This window comes from Mesorhizobium sp. M6A.T.Cr.TU.014.01.1.1 (assembly GCF_004022765.1).
GTDB lineage: Bacteria > Pseudomonadota > Alphaproteobacteria > Rhizobiales > Rhizobiaceae > Mesorhizobium > Mesorhizobium mediterraneum.
On record NZ_RZPG01000041.1, the window covers coordinates 21,203 to 44,655 of the forward strand.

27 protein-coding genes are annotated in these 23,453 nt (G+C 62.3%); 12 read left to right on the forward strand and 15 right to left on the reverse strand.

The window, feature by feature from the left end:
• Position 1 precedes the first annotated feature (1 nt).
• Together ppx and EN885_RS31015 are read right to left on the reverse strand one after the other, a co-directional pair.
• Positions 2-1,534, reverse strand: a complete 1,533-nt coding sequence (ppx, locus tag EN885_RS31010; RefSeq protein ID WP_095489295.1) for an exopolyphosphatase — start codon at positions 1,532-1,534, stop codon at positions 2-4.
• Positions 1,534-3,735, reverse strand: coding sequence for an RNA degradosome polyphosphate kinase (locus EN885_RS31015; RefSeq protein ID WP_095489296.1), 2,202 nt, complete (start codon positions 3,733-3,735; stop codon positions 1,534-1,536). The genes ppx and EN885_RS31015 overlap by 1 nt, the downstream gene beginning before the upstream one ends.
• A 319-nt stretch (positions 3,736-4,054) precedes the next feature.
• Here EN885_RS31015 and EN885_RS31020 point away from each other — a divergent pair, with 319 nt between their 5' ends.
• A complete protein-coding gene (locus EN885_RS31020) occupies positions 4,055-4,300 on the forward strand; it encodes a zinc-finger domain-containing protein (RefSeq protein WP_095489297.1) in 246 nt (81 codons plus the stop codon).
• A 16-nt stretch (positions 4,301-4,316) separates the two neighbouring features.
• On the forward strand, positions 4,317-5,543 hold the full coding sequence (locus EN885_RS31025) for an FAD-dependent monooxygenase (RefSeq protein WP_127205416.1): 1,227 nt from the start codon (positions 4,317-4,319) through the stop codon (positions 5,541-5,543).
• A gap of 9 nt (positions 5,544-5,552) precedes the next feature.
• Here EN885_RS31025 and EN885_RS31030 read toward each other — a convergent pair whose 3' ends face one another.
• The 6 genes from EN885_RS31030 to EN885_RS31055 form a co-directional block, all read right to left on the reverse strand.
• Positions 5,553-6,221 (reverse strand): TIGR02117 family protein, encoded by a 669-nt coding sequence (locus EN885_RS31030; protein ID WP_095489326.1) that lies wholly within the window; start codon positions 6,219-6,221, stop codon positions 5,553-5,555.
• A gap of 121 nt (positions 6,222-6,342) precedes the next feature.
• Entirely contained in the window at positions 6,343-7,146 is an 804-nt protein-coding gene (locus EN885_RS31035; protein ID WP_095489299.1) for an amino acid ABC transporter ATP-binding protein, read from the reverse strand.
• 21 nt (positions 7,147-7,167) lie between these two features.
• On the reverse strand, positions 7,168-8,325 hold the full coding sequence (locus tag EN885_RS31040) for an amino acid ABC transporter permease (protein ID WP_095489300.1): 1,158 nt from the start codon (positions 8,323-8,325) through the stop codon (positions 7,168-7,170).
• A gap of 4 nt (positions 8,326-8,329) precedes the next feature.
• Positions 8,330-9,517, reverse strand: a complete 1,188-nt coding sequence (locus EN885_RS31045) for an amino acid ABC transporter permease (RefSeq protein WP_095489301.1) — start codon at positions 9,515-9,517, stop codon at positions 8,330-8,332.
• A gap of 63 nt (positions 9,518-9,580) precedes the next feature.
• A complete protein-coding gene (locus EN885_RS31050; protein ID WP_095489302.1) occupies positions 9,581-10,609 on the reverse strand; it encodes an amino acid ABC transporter substrate-binding protein in 1,029 nt (342 codons plus the stop codon).
• Between the two features lie 26 nt (positions 10,610-10,635).
• Positions 10,636-10,956, reverse strand: a complete 321-nt coding sequence (locus EN885_RS31055; RefSeq protein ID WP_128244001.1) for a hypothetical protein — start codon at positions 10,954-10,956, stop codon at positions 10,636-10,638.
• Between the two features lie 95 nt (positions 10,957-11,051).
• Here EN885_RS31055 and EN885_RS31060 point away from each other — a divergent pair, with 95 nt between their 5' ends.
• The 5 genes from EN885_RS31060 (at position 11,052) to EN885_RS31080 (ending at position 15,240) form a co-directional block, all read left to right on the forward strand.
• The gene (locus EN885_RS31060) at positions 11,052-12,221 is read left to right on the forward strand and encodes a cystathionine beta-lyase (protein WP_095489303.1); all 1,170 of its coding nucleotides are present in this window, start codon (positions 11,052-11,054) and stop codon (positions 12,219-12,221) included.
• Positions 12,222-12,409: 188 nt separating this feature from the next.
• The gene (locus tag EN885_RS31065; protein WP_126107077.1) at positions 12,410-13,498 is read left to right on the forward strand and encodes an HPP family protein; all 1,089 of its coding nucleotides are present in this window, start codon (positions 12,410-12,412) and stop codon (positions 13,496-13,498) included.
• 121 nt (positions 13,499-13,619) lie between these two features.
• Entirely contained in the window at positions 13,620-14,291 is a 672-nt protein-coding gene (locus EN885_RS31070) for an RNA polymerase sigma factor (RefSeq protein WP_095489327.1), read from the forward strand.
• Positions 14,292-14,389: 98 nt separating this feature from the next.
• Positions 14,390-14,914, forward strand: coding sequence for a DUF4142 domain-containing protein (locus EN885_RS31075; RefSeq protein WP_128244000.1), 525 nt, complete (start codon positions 14,390-14,392; stop codon positions 14,912-14,914).
• On the forward strand, positions 14,911-15,240 hold the full coding sequence (locus EN885_RS31080) for a cupredoxin family copper-binding protein (protein ID WP_128243999.1): 330 nt from the start codon (positions 14,911-14,913) through the stop codon (positions 15,238-15,240). The genes EN885_RS31075 and EN885_RS31080 overlap by 4 nt, the downstream gene beginning before the upstream one ends.
• 45 nt (positions 15,241-15,285) lie before the next feature.
• Here EN885_RS31080 and EN885_RS31085 read toward each other — a convergent pair whose 3' ends face one another.
• Positions 15,286-16,086, reverse strand: a complete 801-nt coding sequence (locus EN885_RS31085; RefSeq protein ID WP_126107080.1) for an SDR family oxidoreductase — start codon at positions 16,084-16,086, stop codon at positions 15,286-15,288.
• Positions 16,087-16,256: 170 nt separating this feature from the next.
• On the opposite strand from EN885_RS31085, the gene EN885_RS31090 reads away from it, so the two are divergent.
• Complete coding sequence (locus tag EN885_RS31090) at positions 16,257-16,754, forward strand: MarR family transcriptional regulator (RefSeq protein WP_245465688.1); 498 nt, start codon at positions 16,257-16,259, stop codon at positions 16,752-16,754.
• Between the two features lie 106 nt (positions 16,755-16,860).
• Entirely contained in the window at positions 16,861-17,250 is a 390-nt protein-coding gene (locus EN885_RS31095) for a YkvA family protein (RefSeq protein ID WP_127295195.1), read from the forward strand.
• 76 nt (positions 17,251-17,326) lie between these two features.
• Here EN885_RS31095 and EN885_RS31100 read toward each other — a convergent pair whose 3' ends face one another.
• Positions 17,327-18,142 (reverse strand): crotonase/enoyl-CoA hydratase family protein, encoded by an 816-nt coding sequence (locus tag EN885_RS31100; protein WP_095489310.1) that lies wholly within the window; start codon positions 18,140-18,142, stop codon positions 17,327-17,329.
• Positions 18,143-18,232: 90 nt separating this feature from the next.
• On the opposite strand from EN885_RS31100, the gene EN885_RS31105 reads away from it, so the two are divergent.
• Positions 18,233-18,817 (forward strand): TetR/AcrR family transcriptional regulator, encoded by a 585-nt coding sequence (locus tag EN885_RS31105; RefSeq protein WP_126107081.1) that lies wholly within the window; start codon positions 18,233-18,235, stop codon positions 18,815-18,817.
• 32 nt (positions 18,818-18,849) lie between these two features.
• Here EN885_RS31105 and EN885_RS31110 read toward each other — a convergent pair whose 3' ends face one another.
• Positions 18,850-20,076, reverse strand: a complete 1,227-nt coding sequence (locus EN885_RS31110) for an anion transporter (RefSeq protein WP_128243997.1) — start codon at positions 20,074-20,076, stop codon at positions 18,850-18,852.
• 540 nt (positions 20,077-20,616) lie between these two features.
• Positions 20,617-20,907, reverse strand: a complete 291-nt coding sequence (locus EN885_RS31115) for a hypothetical protein (protein ID WP_126107084.1) — start codon at positions 20,905-20,907, stop codon at positions 20,617-20,619.
• A gap of 266 nt (positions 20,908-21,173) precedes the next feature.
• On the opposite strand from EN885_RS31115, the gene EN885_RS31120 reads away from it, so the two are divergent.
• Entirely contained in the window at positions 21,174-21,410 is a 237-nt protein-coding gene (locus EN885_RS31120) for a hypothetical protein (protein ID WP_126107085.1), read from the forward strand.
• Positions 21,411-21,701: 291 nt separating this feature from the next.
• Here EN885_RS31120 and EN885_RS31125 read toward each other — a convergent pair whose 3' ends face one another.
• Positions 21,702-21,911, reverse strand: coding sequence for a hypothetical protein (locus EN885_RS31125; RefSeq protein ID WP_127295191.1), 210 nt, complete (start codon positions 21,909-21,911; stop codon positions 21,702-21,704).
• Positions 21,912-22,374: 463 nt separating this feature from the next.
• Between EN885_RS31125 and EN885_RS33730 the strand changes: the two genes are divergently transcribed.
• On the forward strand, positions 22,375-22,539 hold the full coding sequence (locus tag EN885_RS33730) for a hypothetical protein (RefSeq protein WP_164547239.1): 165 nt from the start codon (positions 22,375-22,377) through the stop codon (positions 22,537-22,539).
• Positions 22,540-22,597: 58 nt separating this feature from the next.
• Here EN885_RS33730 and EN885_RS31135 read toward each other — a convergent pair whose 3' ends face one another.
• Together EN885_RS31135 and EN885_RS31140 are read right to left on the reverse strand one after the other, a co-directional pair.
• The gene (locus EN885_RS31135; RefSeq protein WP_095489328.1) at positions 22,598-22,798 is read right to left on the reverse strand and encodes a hypothetical protein; all 201 of its coding nucleotides are present in this window, start codon (positions 22,796-22,798) and stop codon (positions 22,598-22,600) included.
• Between the two features lie 75 nt (positions 22,799-22,873).
• Positions 22,874-23,173, reverse strand: coding sequence for a DUF1236 domain-containing protein (locus EN885_RS31140; RefSeq protein ID WP_126107088.1), 300 nt, complete (start codon positions 23,171-23,173; stop codon positions 22,874-22,876).
• Between the last annotated feature and the right edge of the window lie 280 nt (positions 23,174-23,453).

The window sequence follows — 23,453 nt, forward strand, 5'->3', positions numbered from 1 at the left end:
ACTACTTGGCTGGCATATTGGGGCCGCCCTCGACCGCCAGCACCAGTCGGCGATTGGTGACCCTCGCCAGTTGCGCCAGGCGGCCGGCAGGCCGCTCGCCGTAAAGATCGGCCAGCGACGCCGGCAGCACAAGCGCAAGCACGCCATTGCCGCGATTCTCCCATTTCAGCCGCGGCATGACGCCCGGCATCGCCGCCGTCAGCACGTAGACGACGCGCATCACCGCGGCCAGTGCGCGGGCGCGCTCGAGATAGCGCGGCGTCGCCAGCCCCCGGATTTCCGGAGCGGCATCGTTGAACAAGCCCTCGTGGCGAAACAGGTTGACAAGCGCCAGGAAGGCGCGCCCGGGATGGTCGACGCCGATGAAGGAGGCATGAGCGATGATGTTGAGCGACTGCTTGCCGCGATATTCGGGATGCGCGCGCCAACCGATGTCGGCAAGCAGACAGGCGGCCTGGCGATAGCGCCTCTCGTCGTCGGTCTCGTCGATGCCGAAGGCGGCAAAGGTCTTGCCCGTCCACTCGACAAGCTCATGCGCGTGGGTGACCGAGCGCGAGCGCAGCCGGGCGAGTTCCTCCGAAGCCGAGATCAGCGGATCTGCCTTCTGCTCGGCCTCGCCGAGCAGCGAATAGAGAAAGCCCTCGCGCACGCCCAGCGCCGAGACGATGATCTTGGACGGCTGCATCGCCGCCATGATCTCCTGGAGCACGATGGCGCCATAAGGCAGCAGCGAGCGGCGGTTCTTCGAGACGCCTTCGATACCCTTCACCTTCTCGATCTCACCCTTGGCCACCTGCTTGAGGAAGTTCGCGGCGCTTTCGATGCCGATCTCGTAATGGTGCATGACGCTCAGCGGATAGTTGGTCATTTCCATGTGCAGCCGGGCGAGGTTTCGCCAGGTGCCGCCGACCGCATAGAATGGCCTGCCCCGCCCGCCTTTCAGGAGCTTTGCCTTCGCGAGCTCGTCGCGCGCTATCTTTCCGGCCTGGGCCAGTGAGTTCTTCGCCATGTCCTGCAAGCGCAGGCCGCCCAGCGGCAGCGTGATGCCGTCGCCGATCGTCTCGCCGTCGACGTCCACCAGCTCAAGGCTGCCGCCACCGAGGTCGCCGGCGATGCCGTCAGCCGGATGGAAGCCGGAAATGACGCCAAGCGCGGAATAATGGGCTTCCTGGCGTCCGCTCAGCACCTGGACCTCGGTCTTGAGCACATCTTCGGCGCGGTGGATGAAATCGGGACCGTTGACCGCCTCGCGGGCAGCCGCGGTCGCCAGCACATACATGTGCTCGGCGCCGGCCTGCTCGGACAGCGCACGGAAACGGCGAAACTCCTCCATCGAGCGCGTCACCGCCTCGGGGTCCAGCTTTCCGGTCGACACGATGCCGCGACCGAGGCCAGCCAGCATCTTTTCGTTGAACAGCGTGGTCGGCGAGCGCGCCAGCCCCTCATAGACGACAAGACGGATCGAGTTCGACCCGATGTCGATGATGGACAGCGGTCGGCGGTCCTGAAGCCGGCCCTGGGACGTTGAAATCATCAGCCGGTCGCTGCGCCGTTTTTCTTGCGGCGCTTGAACTGCGCGATGCGCTTGGGCGCATGCGATTTCAGCGCATCACCCCGTCCGGAAAGGCTCGGATTGGTCATGAAATATTCCTGCGCGTTGAACGGTTCCTCGCCCTCCTCAAGCACGGCGCGCCGGGAGGTTCCGTCAGCCAATACGTCGAAACTTTGCTGGTTGTCCATGATGTTGCCCAGCATGATCTGGCCGAGGACTTGTTCATGCACCGTTGGATTGGTGATCGGCACCATGGTTTCAACACGACGGTCAAGATTGCGCGGCATCAAATCGGCCGATGAGATGTAGACGACCGCCCCGTCCGACGGCAGTCCATGGCCGTTGCCGAAACAATAGATGCGGCTGTGTTCGAGGAAGCGGCCGACGATCGACTTGACCCTTATGTTTTCCGACAGGCCCGGCACCTGAGGCCTCAGGCAGCAGATGCCGCGCACGACTAGATCGATCTCGACGCCAGCGCGGCTGGCGTCATAGAGCGCGTCGATGACGATCGGGTCGACCAGCGAATTCATCTTCATCCAGATGCGGGCCGGCCTGCCCTCCAGCGCATGGGCAATCTCGGCCGAAATGTGCTTGAGGATGCGCTTGCGCAGCGTGAAGGGCGAGATGGCCAGCCGCATCTCCTCGGTCGGCTCGGCGTAGCCGGTGATGAAGTTGAACAGCTGGGCGACATCGCGGGCGATCGTCGGATCGGTGGTGAAGAAGGACAAGTCGGTGTAGATGCGCGCGGTGACCGGGTGGTAGTTGCCGGTGCCGAGATGCACGTAGTTGCGCAGCTTGCCGTCCTCGCGCCGCACCACCAGCGACATTTTTGCGTGGGTCTTCAGCTCGAGGAAGCCGAACACGACCTGAACGCCGGCGCGCTCGAGATCGCGGGCCCAGCGGATGTTGGCTTCCTCGTCGAAACGCGCCTTGAGCTCGACCAGCGCCGTCACCGACTTGCCGGCCTCGGCCGCGTCGACCAAGGCGCGCACGATCGGGCTGTCGTTCGAGGTGCGATAGAGCGTCTGCTTGATCGCCACCACTTCCGGATCGGCCATCGCCTGGCGCAGGAACTGCACCACCACATCGAAGGATTCGTAGGGGTGGTGAACGATGATGTCCTTCTCGCGTATAGCAGCGAAACAGTCACCGCCATGCTCGCGGATGCGCTCGGGAAAGCGCGGATTATAGGGCGTGAACTTGAGATCGTCGCGGGCGATGGCGACGATCTCGGAAATCTGGCTGAGCGCCAGCGGACCGGTGAGCACGCTGATGCGGCTCGACGAGACGCCAAGCTCGCCGGCGACGAACTCGCGCAGCTCGGCCGGCATCAGCTTGTCGAATTCGATGCGGATGACCGAGCCGCGGCGGCGGCGCTTCAGCGCCGTCTCGAACAGGCGCACGAGATCCTCGGACTCCTCCTCGACCTCGATGTCACTGTCGCGGATGATGCGGAACGTGCCGGAGCCCTTGACTTCGTAGCCGGGGAACAGCTTGCCGATATAGAGGCCGACCGCCTCTTCCAGTGGAATGAAGCGGACATGACGCTTGCGGTCAGGCAAGCGGATGAAGCGCTTCAGCGCCACCGGCAGACGCAACAGCGCACTCATCTCCTCGCCATTCCTGCGATGGCGCAGTTGCAGGGCCATCGAGAAGCCGAGATTGGGAATGAACGGGAACGGATGCGCCGGATCGATCGAAAGCGGTGTGAGCACCGGGAAGACCTGCTCCTGGAAATGATCCTCGAGCCAGGTCTTCTCGTCCTTGGTCAGCGCATCGCGGCTGATGCTCTCGATGCCTTCCTTGTCGAGCAGCAGCATCAGCGCGGAAAGGCTATTCTGCTGATCCTCCTGCAGACGCTCGACCTCGCGCAGCAGCTGTTCCAGCTGTTGTTCGGGGGTGCGGCCGTCCGGGCTCTTCAGCGTGATGCCTTCGCGAACCTGGCCGGCGAGACCGGCGACGCGGACCATGAAGAACTCGTCGAGATTGGCGGCCGATATCGACAGGAAGCGGACACGCTCGAGCAGCGGATGATTGGCGTTCAGCGACTCCTCAAGGACGCGGCGGTTGAATTGCAGCCAGGAAAACTCGCGGTTGACAAAGCGGTCCGGGTTGCCGCCCTCTGGGCTCGCCACCTCGACAGTGGTGAATTCGCTCTGCACCGGCTTTAGTTCGTTCATGGTTCCTGCTCGTTTCGCACCCGCTGCCCAGAGCGTCACGCGTCGTTCCGGATGCGCAAAGGACGCTCTACCACTTTTAAGCTACGCATGATCCCCAGCGAAACCGAATTCGATTTTCGCGGCCATGCCTTAACCGGCTTAGCTTATCCTGTGACAGGCTTTTACGACAGTTTGATTTCATCGATCTTGCAAAGAGACAGCTTATGATCCAGATGCAATCCAGGTACAGCGCAGCGCGTCCTTTGGACGCGCAAAGGACGCGGTAGAATTTTGATTTTGCGCATGATCCGAGGTCATGCGGCAAATTTAGGAGACGACGATGGCAGCCGGTTCCATTCCCCATTTCCAGAACGATGCGGGCTATGCGGCGATCGACATCGGCGTCAAGGAATTCATGTGCACCGGCGCCAACCCGCCTTTCGACCATCCGCATGTGTTTCTCGACATGGGCGACGACAATGAAAAGGTCTGCCCCTATTGCTCGACGCTTTATCGCTATTCGCCAAAGCTGAAGGCGACGGAAACGCAGCCTGCGGGATGCCTGTATATCGACCAGGCCGCCTGACGCGCACGTCATCCCTATGGACGACACGCGGTCCGGGCAGGTCGTCATCGTCGGAGCCGGCGTCGCCGGACTGACTGCGGCGCTGGCATTTTCCGAGCGCGGCTATCTGGTGCGGCTGTTTGAGCAGGCGCCGCGCCTCGAAGCGGCCGGCGCCGGCATCCAGCTCTCACCCAACGCGACGCGCATCCTTCGCCAGCTCGGCGTGCTCGACCGGCTGTTGCCGGCGGCGGTGCGGCCGGAGGCGGTCGTGCTCAAGGACGCCGCCACGCTGCGCGAGCTGGCGCGGGTGCCGCTTGGCGAAGCAGCCGAAAGGCGCTGGCAGGCGCCCTATCTCGTCGCTCATCGGGCTGATCTGCAAGAGGCGCTGATGGCGCGCCTTGCCGAACAGCCGGACATCAGTCTCGTCACCGGAGCGCGCGTCGGCGGCGTCGCGGCAGGACCACACCATACCACGGCAACAGTCGAGATTGCCGGCAAGACCATCGAAGCCGACGGCTTTCTGCTGATCGGTGCCGACGGCGTCTGGTCGGCGATCCGTGCTTTTGGCGGATTTGCCGCCCAAAGCCGGTTTTCGGGCGAGCTTGCCTGGCGCGCGACGGTCAGCGCAGACAGTGTCGCGGGAGAAGCCGTTGCGGCGGTTGGCGCCGCCAATTGCGTGACCGCCTTCCTGCATCCCGGCTTCCACCTCGTCGCCTATCCGGTCAGCAATGGCGCGGCGTTCAATCTGGCCGCCTTCACCAGGGGCGAGATCATCGCCGAGGGCTGGTCGGGCCACGCCGACCCCGAAATCCTCGTCGGCGCCATGCGTGGCACGGCGGCAGCACTGGCCCGGCTTGCCGAGGATGCCGGCCTGTGGACGGCATGGCCGATCCATACTGTCGACCAGGCACAGCCATGGACGACGCCCGCCGGCATCGCGCTGATCGGTGATGCGGCGCATGCGATGACGCCGTTTGCGGCGCAGGGCGCGGCGATGGCGATCGAGGATGCCGCGACCCTTGCCGGCTTTGTCGCCGCCTCGCCCGCCGATCCATGGGGCGCGCTTGCTGCCTGGGAAAAAATGCGGCGGCCGCGCATTGCCAAAGTCGCCCGCCGCGGCGCCGTCAACCGCTTTGCCTGGCACGCTTCCGGGCCGGTGGCGGTCGCGCGCAACCTGTTCCTGAAGCTGCGCTCGCCCGAAAAGCTCGCGGCGGATTTGGACTGGCTCTATGGCTGGCAGGCGCCGGACTCTGGCGGCCAATAGCGCCAGGCATCAATTATAAATCCGCATCGATAGGTCCAGCGTGGCCGGCAGCGGATTCCACCAGCCTGTCCGCAGGCCGGCGATACGCAGAGCAGCCGCGGTCCAGGTGTTGCAGCCGACCAGCGCGTTGAAATGGCCGTTGGCTTCGTAGAAGCGGTCGAACCTGGAATAGGCGGCGTTCTCGATCGGGATCGGGCCGTTCGGCCCTTGCTGGAAACTCGCGGCGATGAAGTCGAGCAACGCCGCAAAACGCTCCTCGCCGACGTCGAAGCCGGCAACGTCGGGGTGCGGCTCGGCAATGTTGCCGGCGACATCGATATGCATCACCGAAGCGTCACGGGTCAGCGCCTTCATCACCGGCATGGCCTTCAGCTCCGACCAGGTCGGCGTCTCCAGATAGAAGGCGCGCCCGCCCCAGCCGAAGACGATGTAGCGGACCTCGGCCATGTCGGCGGGAATGCCGCCATCGACCAGGAAATGGAAGCGCTTGCGCACGTCGTCATCGACCGGAATGGCGATATCGGTGTGGATCGGGTTTTTCAGCACCAGGATGTGCCTGCTGGCGATAGGATCGGCGGCCGCCGCCGGCAAGAGCGGCCGTGGAATGAATGTGCCCAGCACCACGGCGAGCACGATTGCCACCACCAGAATGGCGAGAAAACGCCCGAGCTTTTTCATGAAGGACAGCTTTTTCATGAGCGACGGCCTTGCAATCGGGGCGCGATCGCCGGCTGACAGCTCAGACGCAAAAGAGCCCGGCCGGGTTTCGGCCGGGCTCTTTTGATTTGCGCGAGAGCGATCAGTGCAGGATCTGCGACAGGAACAGTTTTGTGCGCTCGTGGCGTGGATGGTCGAAGAACTCGGCTGGCGTGTTCTGCTCGACGATCTGGCCCTGATCCATGAAGATCACCCGGTTGGCGACCTTGCGGGCAAAGCCCATCTCGTGGGTGACGCAGAGCATGGTCATGCCCTCTTCGGCGAGGCCGACCATCGTCTCCAGCACTTCCTTGATCATTTCCGGATCGAGCGCCGAGGTCGGCTCGTCGAACAGCATGATGCGCGGGTTCATGCACAGCGAGCGGGCGATGGCCACGCGCTGCTGCTGGCCGCCGGAAAGCTGGCCGGGATATTTGTTGGCCTGTTCCGGGATCTTGACGCGCGTGAGGAAGTGCATGGCGATTTCCTCGGCCTGCTTCTTCGGCGTCTTGCGCACCCAGATCGGCGCCAGCGTGCAGTTTTCCAGGATGGTCAAATGCGGGAACAGATTGAAGTGCTGGAACACCATGCCGACCTCGCGGCGCACCTCGTCGATTTTTTTCAGATCGTTGGTCAATTCCTTGCCGTCGACGAAGATTTTGCCCTTCTGGTGCTCTTCCAGCCGGTTGATGCAGCGGATCATCGTCGATTTGCCGGAGCCCGAAGGGCCGCAAATGACGATCCGCTCGCCGCGCATCACCTTCAGGTTGATGTCCTTCAGGACATGGAATTCGCCGTACCATTTGTGCATGGCGATGATGTCGATGGCGACATCGGTGGTGGAAACCTGCATCTTGGCGGCATTGACCTTGATCTCTTCCGCGCTGACTGCATTTTCTGTGGCCATGGAAGGTTCCCTTTTTTGTTCTTAGCGTTTGTAGCTGGTGTCGAGCCGGCGTTCCGTGAACATCGAATAGCGCGACATGCCGAAACAGAACAGCCAAAAGACGAAGGCAGCGAACACCAGGCCGGACCTGGCCGTCTGCGGCGTTGCCCAGTTGGCGTCGGAAAAATTCTGTTTGACGACGCCGAGCAGGTCGAACATCGAGATAATTGAAACCAGGCTGGTATCCTTGAACATGCCGATGAAGGTGTTGACGATGCCCGGAATGACCAACTTCAGCGCCTGCGGCAGCACGATCAGGCCCATCTTCTGCCAGTAGCCGAGGCCGAGCGAATCCGCCCCCTCATACTGGCCCTTGGGGATCGCCTGCAGGCCGCCGCGCACCACTTCGGCCATATAGGCAGCGGCAAACAGCGACACGCCGATCAGTGCCCTGAGAAACTTGTCGAAGCTGACGCCGGCCGGCAGGAACAGCGGCAGCATGACGCTTGCCATGAACAGGACGGTGATCAGCGGGATGCCGCGCACCGTCTCGATGAAGATGACGCACAGCATCTTGACGATCGGCATCTTCGATCGCCGGCCCAGCGCAAGCACGATGCCGAGCGGCAGCGACACGGCAATGCCGACGAAGGACAGGCTGAGCGTAACCAGAAGCCCGCCCCACAGCGAGGTTTCGACATGCGGCAGGCCGAACACGCCGCCAACCAGCAGGATGAAGGCAAAGATCGGCAGCGCGCCGAAGAACAAGATGGCGTTCAGCCCCTTGCGCGGCACCTTCGGGATGAGCAGCGGCACCAGAAATGCCACGAACAGGATGGCGACCAGGATCGGCCGCCAGCGCTCATCGATCGGATAACGGCCGAACATGAACTGGCCGAACTTGGCGTTGACGAAGGCCCAACAGGCTCCGGACCAGCCGTCCGGCTGGATGCCGCCCTGCGCCACCGTGGCGCAAAAGGTGCGGTCCGTGCCGGTCCATTGGGCGTTGATGAAGGCCCAGCTGATCAATTGCGGCAGGATCATCGCGACCAGCACGATGCCGATGATGGTCAAGATCGTGTCGCCGGCCGAAGCAATCAGGTTCTTACGTATCCAGGCGCCCAGGCCGCGCTCGCTTGGCGGCGCCGACTGTGCCAGCGCCATTTCGACGCGGACGAAGGAAAGGTCGTGCTCCTGCATGTCCCTACCTCTCCACCAGCGCCATTCTGGCGTTGACCACGTTCATGATCGCCGACGTCAACAGGCTGAGCGCGAGATAGACCACCATCATGATCAGCACGCACTCGATCGCCTGGCCGGTCTGGTTCAGCACCGTGCCGGTCGTCGCCGTCAGGTCGGGGTAGCCGATGGCGATGGCGAGCGAAGAGTTCTTGGTCAGGTTCAGATACTGGCTGGTCAGCGGCGGAATGACGATGCGCATGGCTTGCGGGATGACGACAAGCCGCAGGATCGATCCCGGGCGAAGCCCGAGCGCGCCGGCCGCCTCGGTCTGACCCTTGCTGACGCCCATGATGCCGGCCCGAACGATTTCGGCGATGAAGGCCGCCGTATAGAAGGACAGCGCCAAATAGAGCGACAGGAACTCCGGCTTGACCTGAAAGCCGCCAGTCAGGTTGAAGGTCGATTGCTTTGGGTAATCGAAGCTCAGCGGGAAGCCGCTCAGCGCGTAGGCCAGCAACGGCAAGCCGGTGATCAAAGCCGCCGATGTCCAGAACACCGGGAATTGCTGGCCGGTCGCCATCTGCCGCTGACGCGCCTTGCGGGCGACGAACCACGCCATGGCAATGCCGAGAAGCAGAGCGACCAGGATCAGCCAGGAGCCTTCGCCCCAGATCGGACGCAAAAAGTAGAAGCCGCGCTGGTTGAGAAAAGAGCCGAATGGCAAATTGATGCTTTCGCGCGGCGGCGGCAGCACCGAAAGCACGCCGGAATACCAGAAGAAGATGACCAGCAGCGGCGGGATGTTGCGGAAGACCTCGACATAGACCATGCAGATCTTGCGGATCAGCCAGTTGTGCGAAAGCCGGCCGATGCCGAGGATGAAGCCAATGATGGTGGCGGTGATTATGCCGGCGCCGGCAACGATGAGCGTGTTGATGAAGCCGACCACAATGGCGCGGCCATAGGTCGAATCCGACGAATAGGCGATGGCGCTGTCACTGATGTCGAAGCCGGCGCGGCCCCTGAGGAAGCCGAAGCCTGATGCAATGCGCAGGCGCGTCAGATTGTCGATGGTGTTTTGGACGATCCACCAGACCAACGCCACCAGCACGATGACGACCACCGCCTGGAAGAATATGCCGCGGACCTTCGGATCATTGATAAAGGAGCCGCGGCTTGGCTCCTCGCGAAGAATTTCCTGCGATGCCATTCGACCATCCCCTGGAAAGAGAAACCGGAAGGCAGGAAAGCTGCCTTCCGGATCACATTTCGATCAGCGGATCGGCGGAGCGTATTGCAGGCCGCCCTTGGTCCACAACGCGTTGATGCCGCGCGCGATCTTCAGCGGGCTGCCCGAACCGACATTGCGTTCGAACATTTCGCCGTAATTGCCAACTGCCTTGACGATGTTGACGACCCAGTCGTTGGAGACGCCGAGATCGGTGCCGATCTTGGTGTCTGCTTCCTGGCCGAGCACGCGCTTGATCTCGGGATTGTCCGAGGCCTTCATCTCCTCGACATTGGCCTTGGTGATGCCGAGTTCCTCTGCCTGCAATAGCGCGAAATAGGTCCATTTGACGATGTGGTACCACTGGTCGTCGCCCTGGCGCACGGCCGGTCCGAGCGGTTCCTTGGAGATGATCTCGGGCAGCACGACGTGGTCGGCGGGTGCGCCGAGCGTCAGGCGGATGCCGTAGAGGCCGGACTGGTCGGTGGTGTAGACGTCGCAACGGCCGGCGTCATAGGCGGCGTTGACCTCTTCCAGCTTTTCGAAGACGACGGGGTTGTACTCCATCTTGTTCGACTTGAAATAGTCGGCAAGGTTGAGCTCGGTCGTGGTGCCGCTCTGCACGCAGACCGCCGCGCCCGAAAGCTGCAGCGCGGAATTCACGCCCGGCAGCTTCTTGGCGTTGATCATGAAGCCCTGGCCGTCATAGTAGGTGACACCGACGAAGTTCAGCCCAAGCGCCGTATCGCGGTTGATGGTCCAGGTGGTGTTGCGCGACAGGATGTCGATCTCGCCTGACTGTAGTGCGGTGAAGCGTTCCTTGGCGCTGAGCGGCGTGAACTTGACCTTGGTGCCATCGCCAAAAACGGCGGCCGCGACAGCGCGGCAGAAATCCGCATCGATGCCTTGCCAGTCGCCCTTGTCATCCGGCGCCGAGAAGCCGGCCAGACCGGTCGAGACGCCACATTGGATGAAGCCCTTGGCCTTGACGTCGTCGAGCGTGGCCGCCGACGCGGCCGAAGCCACCAACCCAAGCGCGGCGGCGCCCAGAATGCCAATTGCAATGTGTTTCATAACCCACAGACCCTTTTCTGTTTTTTTCAGGCGAACCTGACTTTTTTTCGGTGTGAATGCAGCTTCCCGTTCCGGCCCATTCCCGGAACCCCGCATCGCAACCGACGCGCTGCCTCCCATTCACGAACTGCATCGAAGGCGATTATTCCTGTGAGGTCAAGGAAAATGACCGAAACCGAAAGAGTTTGAAAACCATTTGCCGCAAATGCCCGAATTGCAGACAAACGCGCCTGGATATTAGTCAGCAGTGCGAACAAAGCCGGCAAAATCCGGTCAACGCAAATCGGGCTGGGCCTTTTGAAATCCGCCTTCGGAAGGCTGCGCTTTACAGGGTTGTCATGGATCAATTGGCACATCCAAAGACCGCCGCCTGGCGAGCGTCGGGCGGTTGCGCGGCCAATGCCGCCGCACTATGGCTAGCGCTTGATCAGAGGCGAAGCGAATGACAAAAGACGGCAACGAAATGGGCATCAACACGCGGCTTGCCCACTCGGGCAACAATCCGCACGACTATTTCGGCTTCGTCAATCCGCCGGTGGTGCATGCCTCGACCGTGCTCTATCCCAATGCGGCGACGATGGCGGCACGCAGCCAGAAATACACCTACGGCACGCGCGGCACGCCGACCACCGACGCGCTTGCCAGCGCCATCGACGGGCTGGAAGGCTCGGCCGGCACAATTGTGGTGCCGTCTGGCCTGGCGGCAGTGACGGTGCCGCTGCTAGCCTTCCTGTCGGCGGGCGACCATGTCCTGATCGTCGATTCCGTCTATCACCCGACCCGCAATTTCGCCGACACGATGCTGAAGCGCCTGGGCGTTGACGTCGAGTATTACGATCCGCATGCCGGTGCCGGCATAGCGGCGCTGATCAAGTCCAACACCAGGGTCGTGTTCACCGAATCGCCGGCCTCTAACACTTTCGAGGTGCAGGACATACCGGCCATCGCCAGCGCGGCACACGCCGCCGGCGCGATCGTCATGATGGACAATACCTGGGCGACGCCGCTCTACTTCCGCCCGCTCGACCACGGCGTCGACATCTCGATCCATGCGGCGACGAAATATCCGGCCGGCCATTCCGACGTGCTGCTCGGCACCGCGTCGGCCAACAAGGCCTGCTGGAAACAGCTTTGCGAGACCTTCTACACGATGGGCTGCTGCGCCGGGCCGGACGACGTCTATCAGGTGCTGCGCGGCCTGCGCACCATGGGCGTGCGCCTCGACCATCATCAGCGCAGCGCACTTGATATCGCCGGCTGGCTGGAGGGCCAGCCGGGCGTGGGGCGCGTGCTGCATCCAGCGCTTCCCAGCCATCCCGACCATGATCTCTGGAAGCGCGACTTCTGCGGCTCAAGCGGCATTTTTTCGATCGTCCTTGCGGGCGGCGGCCAGAAACAGCAGCATGCCTTCCTCGACGCGCTCAGGATATTCGGCCTCGGCTATTCCTGGGGCGGCTATGAGAGCCTTGCGGTGCCGGTCTTCCTCGGCGACCGCGTCGTCGCCAAGGGCCCTTATGACGGCCCGCTGGTGCGCCTGCAGATTGGGCTCGAGGACGTCGATGACCTCAAGGCCGATCTTGCGCGCGGTCTCGCCGCGGCGAAGGCGGCATAAGCGGGGAACTGCCGCCGCAGCGGCCCTGCATGCGCCGGGTCTCGGCCGCATCAGCAAGATTATTTCCCGAAGCTGTGATTTTCCGGATCGGTTTGGCTTTCAAATCCAACATTCTGGCCTCATTGCGAGGCCATCAGCCGCAAGCGGCACGTCCCAAACCCAGTTTCGCCACCAGAGTTGTCAGTACCATGGCCTTTCGCCTCTTTGTCCCAATACTTGCCGGCGCTACGCTGCGCGAGCGGATCATCGCCTGTATCGGTGCGACGATCGGCATTGCGTTGACCGGCGCGATCAGCGGTCTGGTGCTCGGTAGCGGCCCGCATGTGCCGCTGCTCGTGGCGCCGATGGGTGCCTCGGCCGTGCTTTTGTTCGCGGTGCCGGCGAGCCCGTTGGCGCAACCCTGGTCGATCATTGGCGGCAACACCATATCGGCGCTCGTCGGCGTGCTCGTGGCGTATTTCGTGCATGAGCCCATCCTTGCGATGGGCATTGCGGTGTCATTGGCCATAGCCGCCATGTCGTTCACCCGCTGCCTGCATCCACCAGGTGGGGCTGCCGCCCTGACGGCTGTGATCGGCGGACCGGCCGTCATCGGTGCCGGCTTCCTGTTTCCTTTCGTGCCGGTGGCCTTGAACTCGATCGTGCTCGTCGCGCTCGGATACGGCTTTCACAAGTTGTCGCGACGGACCTATCCACATGTGACGGTGGCCGCGCCAAAAAACAGCCACGGCACCATCGATCCACCCGCTCAAGAGCGTATCGGCTTCCGGCCCGAGGACATCGATGCTGCGCTTGGCACCTTGGAGGAGACATTCGACATCGACCGCAACGATCTCGAACGGCTGCTGCGGCAGGTGGAGTTGCAAGCGATGGTGCGTACGCACCGGACCTTGCTGTGCAGGGACATCATGTCGTGCCATGTAATTTCGGTCGATGAACACGCTCGCGCCGACCAGGCACGTCATTTGCTGCTCGCCCACAACATCCGGACGCTGCCGGTCGTCGATTCGGAGGCCAGGCTTGTTGGCGCCGTCGGACTGCGAGAACTGGCATGGGCCTCGGATACGGTGAAAAGCGTGACAAAGGCCGTGGCAACCGCCTCGGCGAGCGCGCCTGCCATGGGCCTCCTACCCGTGCTCACCGACGGCCGCAGCCACGCCGTCGTCATCATAGACGACAACAGGCGCATCCTCGGCCTGATCACGCAGACCGATCTGCTGGCCGCAACGGCCCGCACGCAAACTGCAGACAGGCTGCTGGCGGAAGCGGTAGCGTAGTCGCTGCCGGCCGCCGGCTGCCGGAAAATGTCGGGAACCTTTTCCCGGCTAGGCCGTCCAATGTTTCGATCGGAGGATTTGCTTCCGGTCAGGAGATTGGCTTGCGATGAGGAAACCGGTCATGTCGGCTGTCTTGACCGTCATGCCTGCCGCAGCTGGCGAGATGCAGCTTGTCGGCCGCGCGCTGGCACGGGAGGGCGGAGCCTTCCGCACGATTATCAAGATGCACAACCAGCGACTCTATCGTATCGCCCGCAGCGTCGTTCGCAACGACAGCGAGGCTGAAGACATCGTGCAGGAGGCTTATGTCAAGGCCTTTGCGCATCTCGGGGATTTTCGCGGGGAATCCTCGCTCGCCACATGGCTGTCGCGCATCGTCATCAATGAGGCGCTTGGGCGCTTGCGCAAAAGACGGCGAACGGTAGCCATGCCGCAAACTCCACACGCCGAAATCATCAAATTTCCCCTCGATCCCAGCGACGATCCGGAGCGGACGATGGCGCAACGGCAAATCCTCGAGCTTGTCCAACGGGCGACCGATCGGCTTCCCGATGTGTACCGGACAGTGTTCGTGGCGCGGGTGATCGAGGGTCTCAGCATCGAGGAGACCGCCGAACTGCTTGATGTGCGGCCCGAAACCGTCAAGAGCCGCCTGCACCGCGCCCGCGCCCTCGTGCGCAAGGCGCTGGACGATCAGATCGGCCCGGTGCTGCTCAATGCCTTCCCCTTCGCCGGCCGCCGGTGTGAACGGCTGACCGCCGCGTTGATGCAGCGGCTTGGCTTTACAGACTGATTTTTCCCGAATTCCCGGGAACGTTTGCCCCCGCCCGGCATCCAATCATCGTCAACTGAAATGCCCGGAGCCAACCGCATCCGGCGAAGGAGAACGTCATGTTTATTCGATCGACCACCGCACTGGCAGCGCTTTTCCTGCTCAGCGCAGCGCCGTTGGCGCAAGCCGCCGACAAGCCGACCGACCCGCAGATCGCCCACATCGCCTACACAGCCGGCGTGCTTGACGTCGAGGCGGCCAAACAAGCGCTGGAGAAATCGAAGAACAAAGAGGTTGTAGATTTCGCCAAAGATATGGTGCGAGACCATGAAGCCGTAAACAAACAAGCGCTTGACTTGGTCAAGAAGCTCAAACTGACGCCGGAGGACAACGCCACCAGCAAGGCGCTGACCGAGGTGGCGGCCGAGGAACGAGCCAAGCTCGCCAAACTCGACGGCGCCGCCTTCGACAAGGCCTATGTCGCCAACGAGGTCGCCTACCATAAGCAGGTCAACGGCGCGCTCAAAACCCTGCTGATCCCCTCGGCCGAGAATGCCGAACTGAAGAGCCTGCTGGAGACCGGCCTGAAGCTATTCCAGGGCCATCAACAGCATGCCGAGCATGTCGCCGGCAAGCTGAAATGAGAACAGCACCGACGGCGTCGAAACGGCATCTGTGGGTTGCTTTGGCGCTAACCATTGGTGCCGCACCAGCCAAGGCCGACACGATTGAGGTGACGATCGAGAAGCTTGTATTTTCGCCCGCAAGCATCGAGGCGAAGGTCGGCGACACGATCGAGTGGGTCAACAAGGACGTGTTCGCCCACACGGCGACCGTCAAGGGCGGCTGGGAGGCTATGATCCCGCCGAAGAAGGCGGCGAGCCTGACGCTGAAGACGGCGGGTTCGGTCGACTATTTCTGCCGCTTCCACCCCAACATGAAAGGCCATCTGACGGTGGCGTCGCCCTAGCCATGCCAGCGGAGACCGCCCTGCGCGCAGCGCGGTCCGGCGGCGTCAAGCCGCCTGGTAGCGAGGCGCCGGTTCGCCGGTTTGTGTCGCGGCGAACAGGGTGGCGCGGGCGGCGTCGTAGGTTTCCCACAGCGCACGGTCGTGGACTGACGGCAGCGTGATGGCTTCACCCTGATCGAACCCTGCCAGGGCCGCGTCGACCATGTCTTCCGCGGTCATCACCACTGCCGGGTCGAACGCTGAAAGCGGCATGCCGGCGAATTCGTAGAATTCGGTGGCGGTCGCAGCTGGAAGAACGAGCTGCAGCCTGACGCCGGTCCCGGCAAGCTCCTCCTGCAGGCCACGGCTGAAGTTCACCACATAGCCTTTGGTGCCGCTATAGAGGGAGGTGATCGGCAGCGAGTGCAGCGCCATGACCGAGGCTATATTGATTATCGCCCCGGCGTTGCGCGACAGGAATGCCGGCAGCGCCGCTCGGGTCAGGCGCGTCAGCGCCGTGATGTTGAGCGCGATCGTCGACGCGGCATTCTCGTCGGACGTGTTTATCGTCGATCCAAGCGTTCCGTTGCCGGCGTTGTTCACAAGCAGCGTGATGGCGGGGTTGGTGGCGAGCACCTTCTCGACGCGCGCCAAGCCGTCCTCTTTGGTCAGGTCGGCGCCGATCACCTCGACCTTGGCGCCATAGGCCCGCGACAACTCCGCTGAGAGGGTTTTCAGGCGTTCGGCGCGTCGCGCCACGAGCACAAGATCATAGCCACGGGCGGCGAGGCGGTCGGCATAGACGGCGCCGATGCCGGCGGAGGCGCCGGTAACGACGGCGATCGGCTTGGAAGCTGAGTTCGACATGGGTCATCTCCTAAAGTTGAGCACTCAAATGTTGAGTGCTCAACCAACTAGCCAAATCTCTGCCCCATTGCAATGGTTCAGCACTCAACTATTTTGTGAAGATGGGAAAAACGGTCGAATCGTTTGCATCGCTCGAAAGTCGGGACGAGCCCGACGCGGAAGCGCCCGGCATGCCGAACGATTTCGTCTGCATCAATTCGTCGCTGCGTCGTGCGGCGCGGCGGCTTGGCCAGTTGTATGACGTGGCGCTCGTCCCAACCGGGCTGACGTCAACGCAAACGCTTCTGCTCGGCCAGATCGACGGGCTCGGGGCCGTTTATGGCGAGGACGGGCCGACGCTGCAGGTCCTCGCCGCCCGCCTGGCGATCCAGATTTCAGCGCTGACGCACGCGTTGCGGCCGCTTGTGCGCGACGGTCTGGTCGAGGTCCGCCAGGATGCCCACGACCGGCGAACGAAGCATGCCGTGCTGACGCCGCTCGGAAAAGCGCGATACCAGCAGGCATATGTTGTGTGGGTCGAGGCCAACAGGCGCGTCGAGGCGATTTTGGGGGCGGCCGCGGCCGAAAAGCTGAGGAGCCTCGCCGACGATGTCGCCTCGCAGAACTTTCTCGACGCCTATGTTTCGGGCGAGAAGCCGGCGAGCGGCACCGAACCGTCGGAACATTAGAGCGCCACGCGTCGTTTGGGATGCGCCACGGGCCTTAGTCTAGGTCTTTCTTCGACCAGCAACCGCCGCTCGGACGTCGGCGGACAATCTGTGCTAAAGTAACCCTATGAAAGCATGGCTGGAAACGGCAAAGCGCCGGGCGCGCGACATCAAGCTTGATGTCGTCGCCCTGTGGTTCGCAGCGCGCGATCCTCGGGTGCCCTGGTCCGCGAAACTCGTGGCGGGGATGGTGGCCGCCTATGCGCTTTCCCCAATCGACCTGATCCCGGATTTCATCCCGGTGCTCGGCTATCTCGACGACCTGATCATCGTGCCGCTCGGCGTAATCCTGGCCATAAGGCTTGTTCCGCCGCCGCTGATGGACGAGTTTCGAGCGCGGGCTGCCGCGCTCGAAAAACACCCGCAAAGCAGGACGGGAATGTTCTTTATCGTGGCGCTCTGGCTGGCCTTGGCGGCTTTGCTGATCTGGGCGTTCTGGCCCACCCGCGCCAAATAGTCCGATCAGGGCTTCTCCGCAATCGAACGCCTCGAATATCTCCGGAACCGGCTCCAGCGATATGTCCCCTTGTGCCTCACTCACCCGCAGCAGTGCGCGTCCACGAACCGGAATAGCTTGGCTCGCGGCGCGCGATCCAGGCATCGAGCCCTTCGCGCAGATCGGCGGTCGGCGCCATGCGAGCGAACTGTTCGGCCTCAACCATCAACCCTTCCGCGATGGACTGGTTGATGCCGCGCGTAACTGCGGTGAGGATGCTGGCGACCGCCAGCTGTGAATGCCGCAGAATTCGCTGAGCCAGGTCAAGTGCTGCCGGCATCAGGTCGTCATGTGGAACCACCTGGTTGACGAGGCCGAGTTCGAGTGCGCGCTGCGGCGAAAACGCCTCCCCTGTCAGCAGCAACTCGAGGGCCCGCTTGCGTCCGGCCAGCCTCGGCAGGCGCTGCGTTCCGCCGAACGTCGGCGGCATTGCGAGAACGATTTCGGGTTTGGCGAACGAGGCACGTTCGCTGGCGATGGCGAGCGGCACGGCCTCGGTGATTTCGCAACCTCCGCCGAAGGCAAGACCGTTGACCGCGGCGATGACGGGTTTGCGGAACGCTTCCAGTCTGGCCGTCAATCGCTGCCCACGCATGACGAAGTCGCGCAAGGCGGCATCGGCGCCAAGCGCCACGCTTGCCGAGAATTCGTGGATGTCGCCGCCCGCCGAGAACGCCCGCTCGCCAGCGCCGGTGAGGATGACTGCCCGGATGGAGCCATCGACCTCGATAGCGTCGAGGATGGCCAGCAGGCGGTCGATCAGGGCGTAGTTCAGCGCGTTGAGTTTTTCAGGGCGATTGAGGGTCAGGACGGCAACCCCGTCGCGAACCTCGCTCAGGACAAGTCCGGTCATTTGGCTTCCTTTCCAGCATGCGGTGGCAGGAACAGGAAAGGATCAGGCTCTCGATTGCTTGTATATTCACTAGTCGGTATACATTGCCCCATACCCCAAGAGCTCAGCCCTACCCGCAAACGTATTGTCGATGCCGCGACGAAGCTGTTCTATGCTGAAGGGATTGGCCGCGTCAGCGTCGATGCCGTCGCCGAAAAGGCAGGCCTCACCAAGCGCACGCTTTACTATCATTTCAAGAGCAAGGACGACCTGATCGCCGCTTATCTCGATGGCCGCGACCAGCCGAATCTGAAGCAGATGGCCGGCTGGTTCGACGCCGCCGAAGGCGGTCCCGATCGCAAGGTCGAGGCGATCTTCACCAATCTGGCACGCGTGGCACGCCATCCCAAATGGAAAGGATGTGGTTTCCTGCGAACGGCCGCGGAGCTCGCCGCCATGCCCGGACACCCGGCGATCAAGGTCGGGTCACGACACAAGGCGAATTTCGAAAAATGGCTGGCCGGCGAAATGTCAGGCCGCAGCATTTTGGAGCCACAAACCCTGGCGCGCGAAATCGTCCTTCTGATGGATGGCGCGTTCTCGATCATGCTGATCCACCGCAACCCCGACTATATCGAGGCAGCCGGACACGCCGCTGCCATGCTCGTTCGGGCGAGATCCCAAGACAGCGCCTGACGAAGGATTGCTGCCGCGACGATCCGTGCCGGCTAAAACCCAAGCGCCAGCCACGCCGTTCCGGCAAGCAGCGTGACCAGCGTCAGCGGCAGGCCGACCTTGAAGAAGGCGGCGAACGACAGAGTTGTGCCGGAGACCCGCGCGTGCTCCGCGACAATCAGATTGGCGACCGAGGCGAGCAGCGTGAAATTGCCGGCCAGCGTCGAGCTCATCGCGACGATCAGCCAGGCGCGCTCCGGGTTTTCCAGGCCGGGTATGAATGGCCGCAGCGCCAGCACGGCCGGAACGTTGCTCATGATGTTGGACAGCACCGCGGTGAAGCCGGATAGCCGCCAGACATCGTCCAGGCCGAGGTTTTTGGCCGAGGCGATGATGTCAGGGCTGAGCAGCGTCTTCTCGGCGCCGGCGACGACGATGAACAGGCCGGCGAACATGAACAGCAGCGGCCCGTCGATCTCGCGGTAGATGCGCGCCGGCTTGATGGCGCGGGTCACCAGAAGAATGGCGCCGCCGATGAGCGCCGCCTTGGCGACCGGCACGCCGGCAAAGAAAGCGATCGCCAGCCCGATGCAGACGACCACCGCCTTCAGCACCTGTCCCTGCAGCATGCGGCCGCGATAGACTTCGGGGCTGAGTTCGGCCTTGCGCGCGAATTCGGCCCGGTAGACGATGCGCACGATGACGATGACGGCGACGAGGCCAAACAGGGCGACGGGCGCCAGGGCCGCCGAGAAGGCCGGATAGGAAATCCCCGACAGCGCGCCTATGACCATGTTCTGGGGATTGCCGGTGATGGTGGCGACGCTGCCGCAATTCGACGCCGTGGCGGTGGCGATCAGATAGGGAATCGGGTTGCGGTTGATGACACGGGTGACGTGGACGACGATCGGCGCCATGACCAGGCAGATTGCGTCGTTGACCAGGAATGCTGATAGAATGCCGGTCAGCAGCGTCACCATCACCAGCAGCATGAACGGCGCGTGCGCATGCTCGATGGCGACGGCGCCGAGTGCGCGAAAGGCGCCCGACACTTTCAGATGCGCCACGACGATCATCATGCCGAGCAGCAGCGTGATGGTGTCGAAATTGATCGCGCGGTAGGCGTCCTCCAGGCTGAGCGCGCCGATGGCGATCATCGCCGCGCCGCCGAGCAAAGCAATGCCTGCCCGGTCGAGGCGCAAGCCAGGTATCCTGCCGATTGCGACGCCGGCATAGGTCAGGATCAAGATCAGCAATGCCGCCGCAGCCATCAATGTCATTCGTGGAAAAGCCCCGTTCAGATCCGCCCTGCCCCGCCATTGGCGAACACGGCCCGCCAACGCCCCTCCTCACTGCGGACATGGAATGAACGCAAGCACACAGGAGGTGCCCGCGACGTCGGCGAATCTTATCTGCGAGGCGTGCGGACGATCGGTGATACCTGAAAAAAGACACGGGTTCACGCGCCGTGTCGCAGCGCGATCTGTCACCTATGTCATGGCGCAGAACCGGCTCGACCCATTGCGCGACAGGCCGCTTCATCCCCTTTGGACGCGGCCAGGGGGCGCTTGGACTGCGTTTCCAGAGCGCTCGATGTTCCTTGGCTGGTTCCCGCCAAAGGATTGAAACTCCGTTGAACGGCTTCCTGTTCGCTGCGCTCTTTGCAGAGTGTGGACGCCTCGCCCTCCACACAGAACGTTTTCATCAAGCCCAGGCCCGACGTCCGATATCCTCTCAAACCGTGAAGCCGCCACGATCGCGGCCTCGGGCCTCCGAATAGCGGAGCTGTAGGTTGCGGACCTTTCCCATGAAGGCGTCCTTCAGCCGCCGTTAGCAGGTGCTGCCGGAGCGGGCGCGGCTGGAGCAGGTTCGGCCGGTTTCGCCGGAGCGGGCGCGGCTGGCGCTTCGACCTTGGGCGCTTCGACCGTAGGCGCTTCAACGTTGGGCGCTTCGACCTTTACGTCGATGTCCTTTCCGGTGCCCCCGCCATTGATGTTGATAACGCCAGTGAACAATAGCAGGATCACGATTGCGATGATTGCGAGAACGACGGCGACAGCAGTACCGGCGCCATTTCCGCCTGAGTTAACAACGGTTGGACCGTCAGCCATGACTACCTCTCCTATCTCTGAATTATTACTGTCGGCAAACGGGACCGGCGGGCACTTCGTTCCTCCGCTGGGCTTTGGTCCGAGATGCGGCAAGACTGAAGTCTTTGGGTCAAAGACAGAGGGCTGAGGGCCGGCAACCAGGACCTTACCACTGCATTGGTATTGGGCCGCCGAGCAAAGTCCCTTCATCGGTGGTTCACCGGGTGCCCGCTGTACGTGCATCATCGGCGGGCACCCGATATGACACTCTAACAGCGGAAAGTACTGTGACCCTTATCCAGAGCAGACAGAATGTCGATGAGGTCGCAAGCCGACCCGCAAATGACAATCAAACTCCTAACCCAACAGATTTCTCGGTGGTTGATCTCATCTCGTCGAGCGACGACGAGGTCGCTGCCATTGTCAGGCGAACAGAGCGCCTGGCCCTTGCCGTGATTATAGTAATGGCGATCTTCCTGATCTTTGCACCGGTGGTCTTCATTGCCCTGAGGTATGGGATCTGAGATGTCCGCTTTAGCCCTTGTCCCAAAAATCCTCGTGATTGACGCTGACGATGCCACCGCCGACGTATTTGCGGGTCACCGGCCCGGCCCTCAGCGCGAATGCCAGTATTTCCATAGGAAACAAAAAAACCCGCCGCACAGGAGAGCGACGGGGCGATCAAGCGGTCACCGAGCGCGGGGTGGGTCGGGACTTGCCCGGTGCGCGGATCGTGAAAAATCGTAGGCTGCCGGCTGCGTCGCGTCTACCAACCGGCGGTTGGAAGGATGTGTTTGATTCGGCGGCGCAGCCGCTTACCGTCCCAGCGGCTGTTTGGAAGCTGAAAGAAGTTCTTCCTCGTCCACCACTCCGGCCATGTAGTTGGCAATAATTCGGGACGCGAGCACTTCACGTTGTTGTTCCGATTGGTGGTCAACCTTCAAGCGATCGAACACGCGACCAAGCAGCGCCAGCTCGGATGAATTGAAAATCCCGACAGCCTCGGCCTTTCGTTGAACGGGCATAACCAAGCTTCCCCCAAAAGCGGCATATGCAACAAACAATCAGAAAAAACGAAATCACGGAAGAAAAAACGGACATCTTTCCCAACAACATCCGGGGCGAGATCAGAACCGCGCCTGGAAGATAAGCGGTTGCTTAACAGTTGAATGGGGAGCGGTGGGCCTATCCCCCATCTAGCCCGCCGCTGAAGATCGGGAGCTGCGGCCCGCGCTCTGAGGAGGAGCGCGGGCTATGCTGGGATTCCTATCTCGAGGGATTTCCGCGATCGCCACAAAGTGTCAGCGGACGATGATTATGCATCACGCCGGAGCAGGTGTCGAAGGTGATCCACAAGCGCGGCAGCCATCAGGCAACCCTGACCGAGGCCGCGAAGTATTGCCGCGGCACACTGACCAAACTCTCCGACCCGGGGCCGCCCGCGGGGGCAGCCCGCATCTACCGCGCTCCTGGCGTGGGAGCGGCCAAGTGCGCGTGCTTCTGGAAGATACCAATCTTGTCGGGATAGGTAATCCGGATCTCGCGTCCGCATCCCTCGCACTTGTAATGGGAAACGACCTGAAACCAACTGCCGTTCTTGATGACGGTGAAGTTGCACTGCGGGCATTGGAAAGTCAGGCCAACAGAAAATAGGCTGGGAGAGAGGGACATTGCAGCGCCTCGCATTCTGGATATCTTAAAGGCGGCTTGGTTAGTCCAGCGTCTCGACGACGAAGGATGCGGCAATCAAATCGTCGGCATCAATTCTACCCTTGCCGTCCTCCATGACGGCTGCGACCTTTCGAAAGGTCTTCAGTTCCTTCTCGGTAATCCGCGCGCCGCGCATCCTCTTGTTGAGGTCGGTCACGCGCATTCGGAGTGCCTTGGATGCTCCAATCTCACGGTTCGACACGATGATCACATTCCTCCGTTGCTGGCTGCCCGCCGCACCTTCCGGCACGGCGAGCTGTCCTCCCAGTCGCTTAGGTTATTCGATGACTTTGATGACCTTGCGTGTGCCTGGATCAACGACAACGGTCCGGTCGTCGACCACCACGTAACTGTATTTGGTGTCGGGAACTTCATGAAGCTCGACTGTATCGGGCAGGGTTGAGCCGATATTGAGCTCTACCCCTGGGATTTTCACCGATGCGAGCGGCTGCTTCTTCACATATTCCCTGACGACGGTCTCCTGCTCGGGCTCGATGATTACGTCCTGAGCGGCAGCAGCGCCGATACCTGCCAGCAGCAGAAACCCTGCGACTGCAGTGGAAAGACGCATTCTCATAGCTTTCTCCTTTATGTGAGATCTCTTGCGATGGACGGGATCCTCTTTGCGCCCGGTCCACTCAAACCTGAGGCAGCCGCAAACGTTCCTTGGTTGGGCTTCGGTCTGATCCGAGACGGGACCTAAGTCTGTCCTGCTTCGTGTAATAGGCCGGACATCGCGTCATCGGGAAAGCGATGACCAAGCCACGCCGCGCCCTACGGAGGGGAAGGACGCGGGCTGATCGGGAGGGGACACCGATCTCGCAGCTTGGTTCACAGGAGAAGATGCTGCAGAAGCC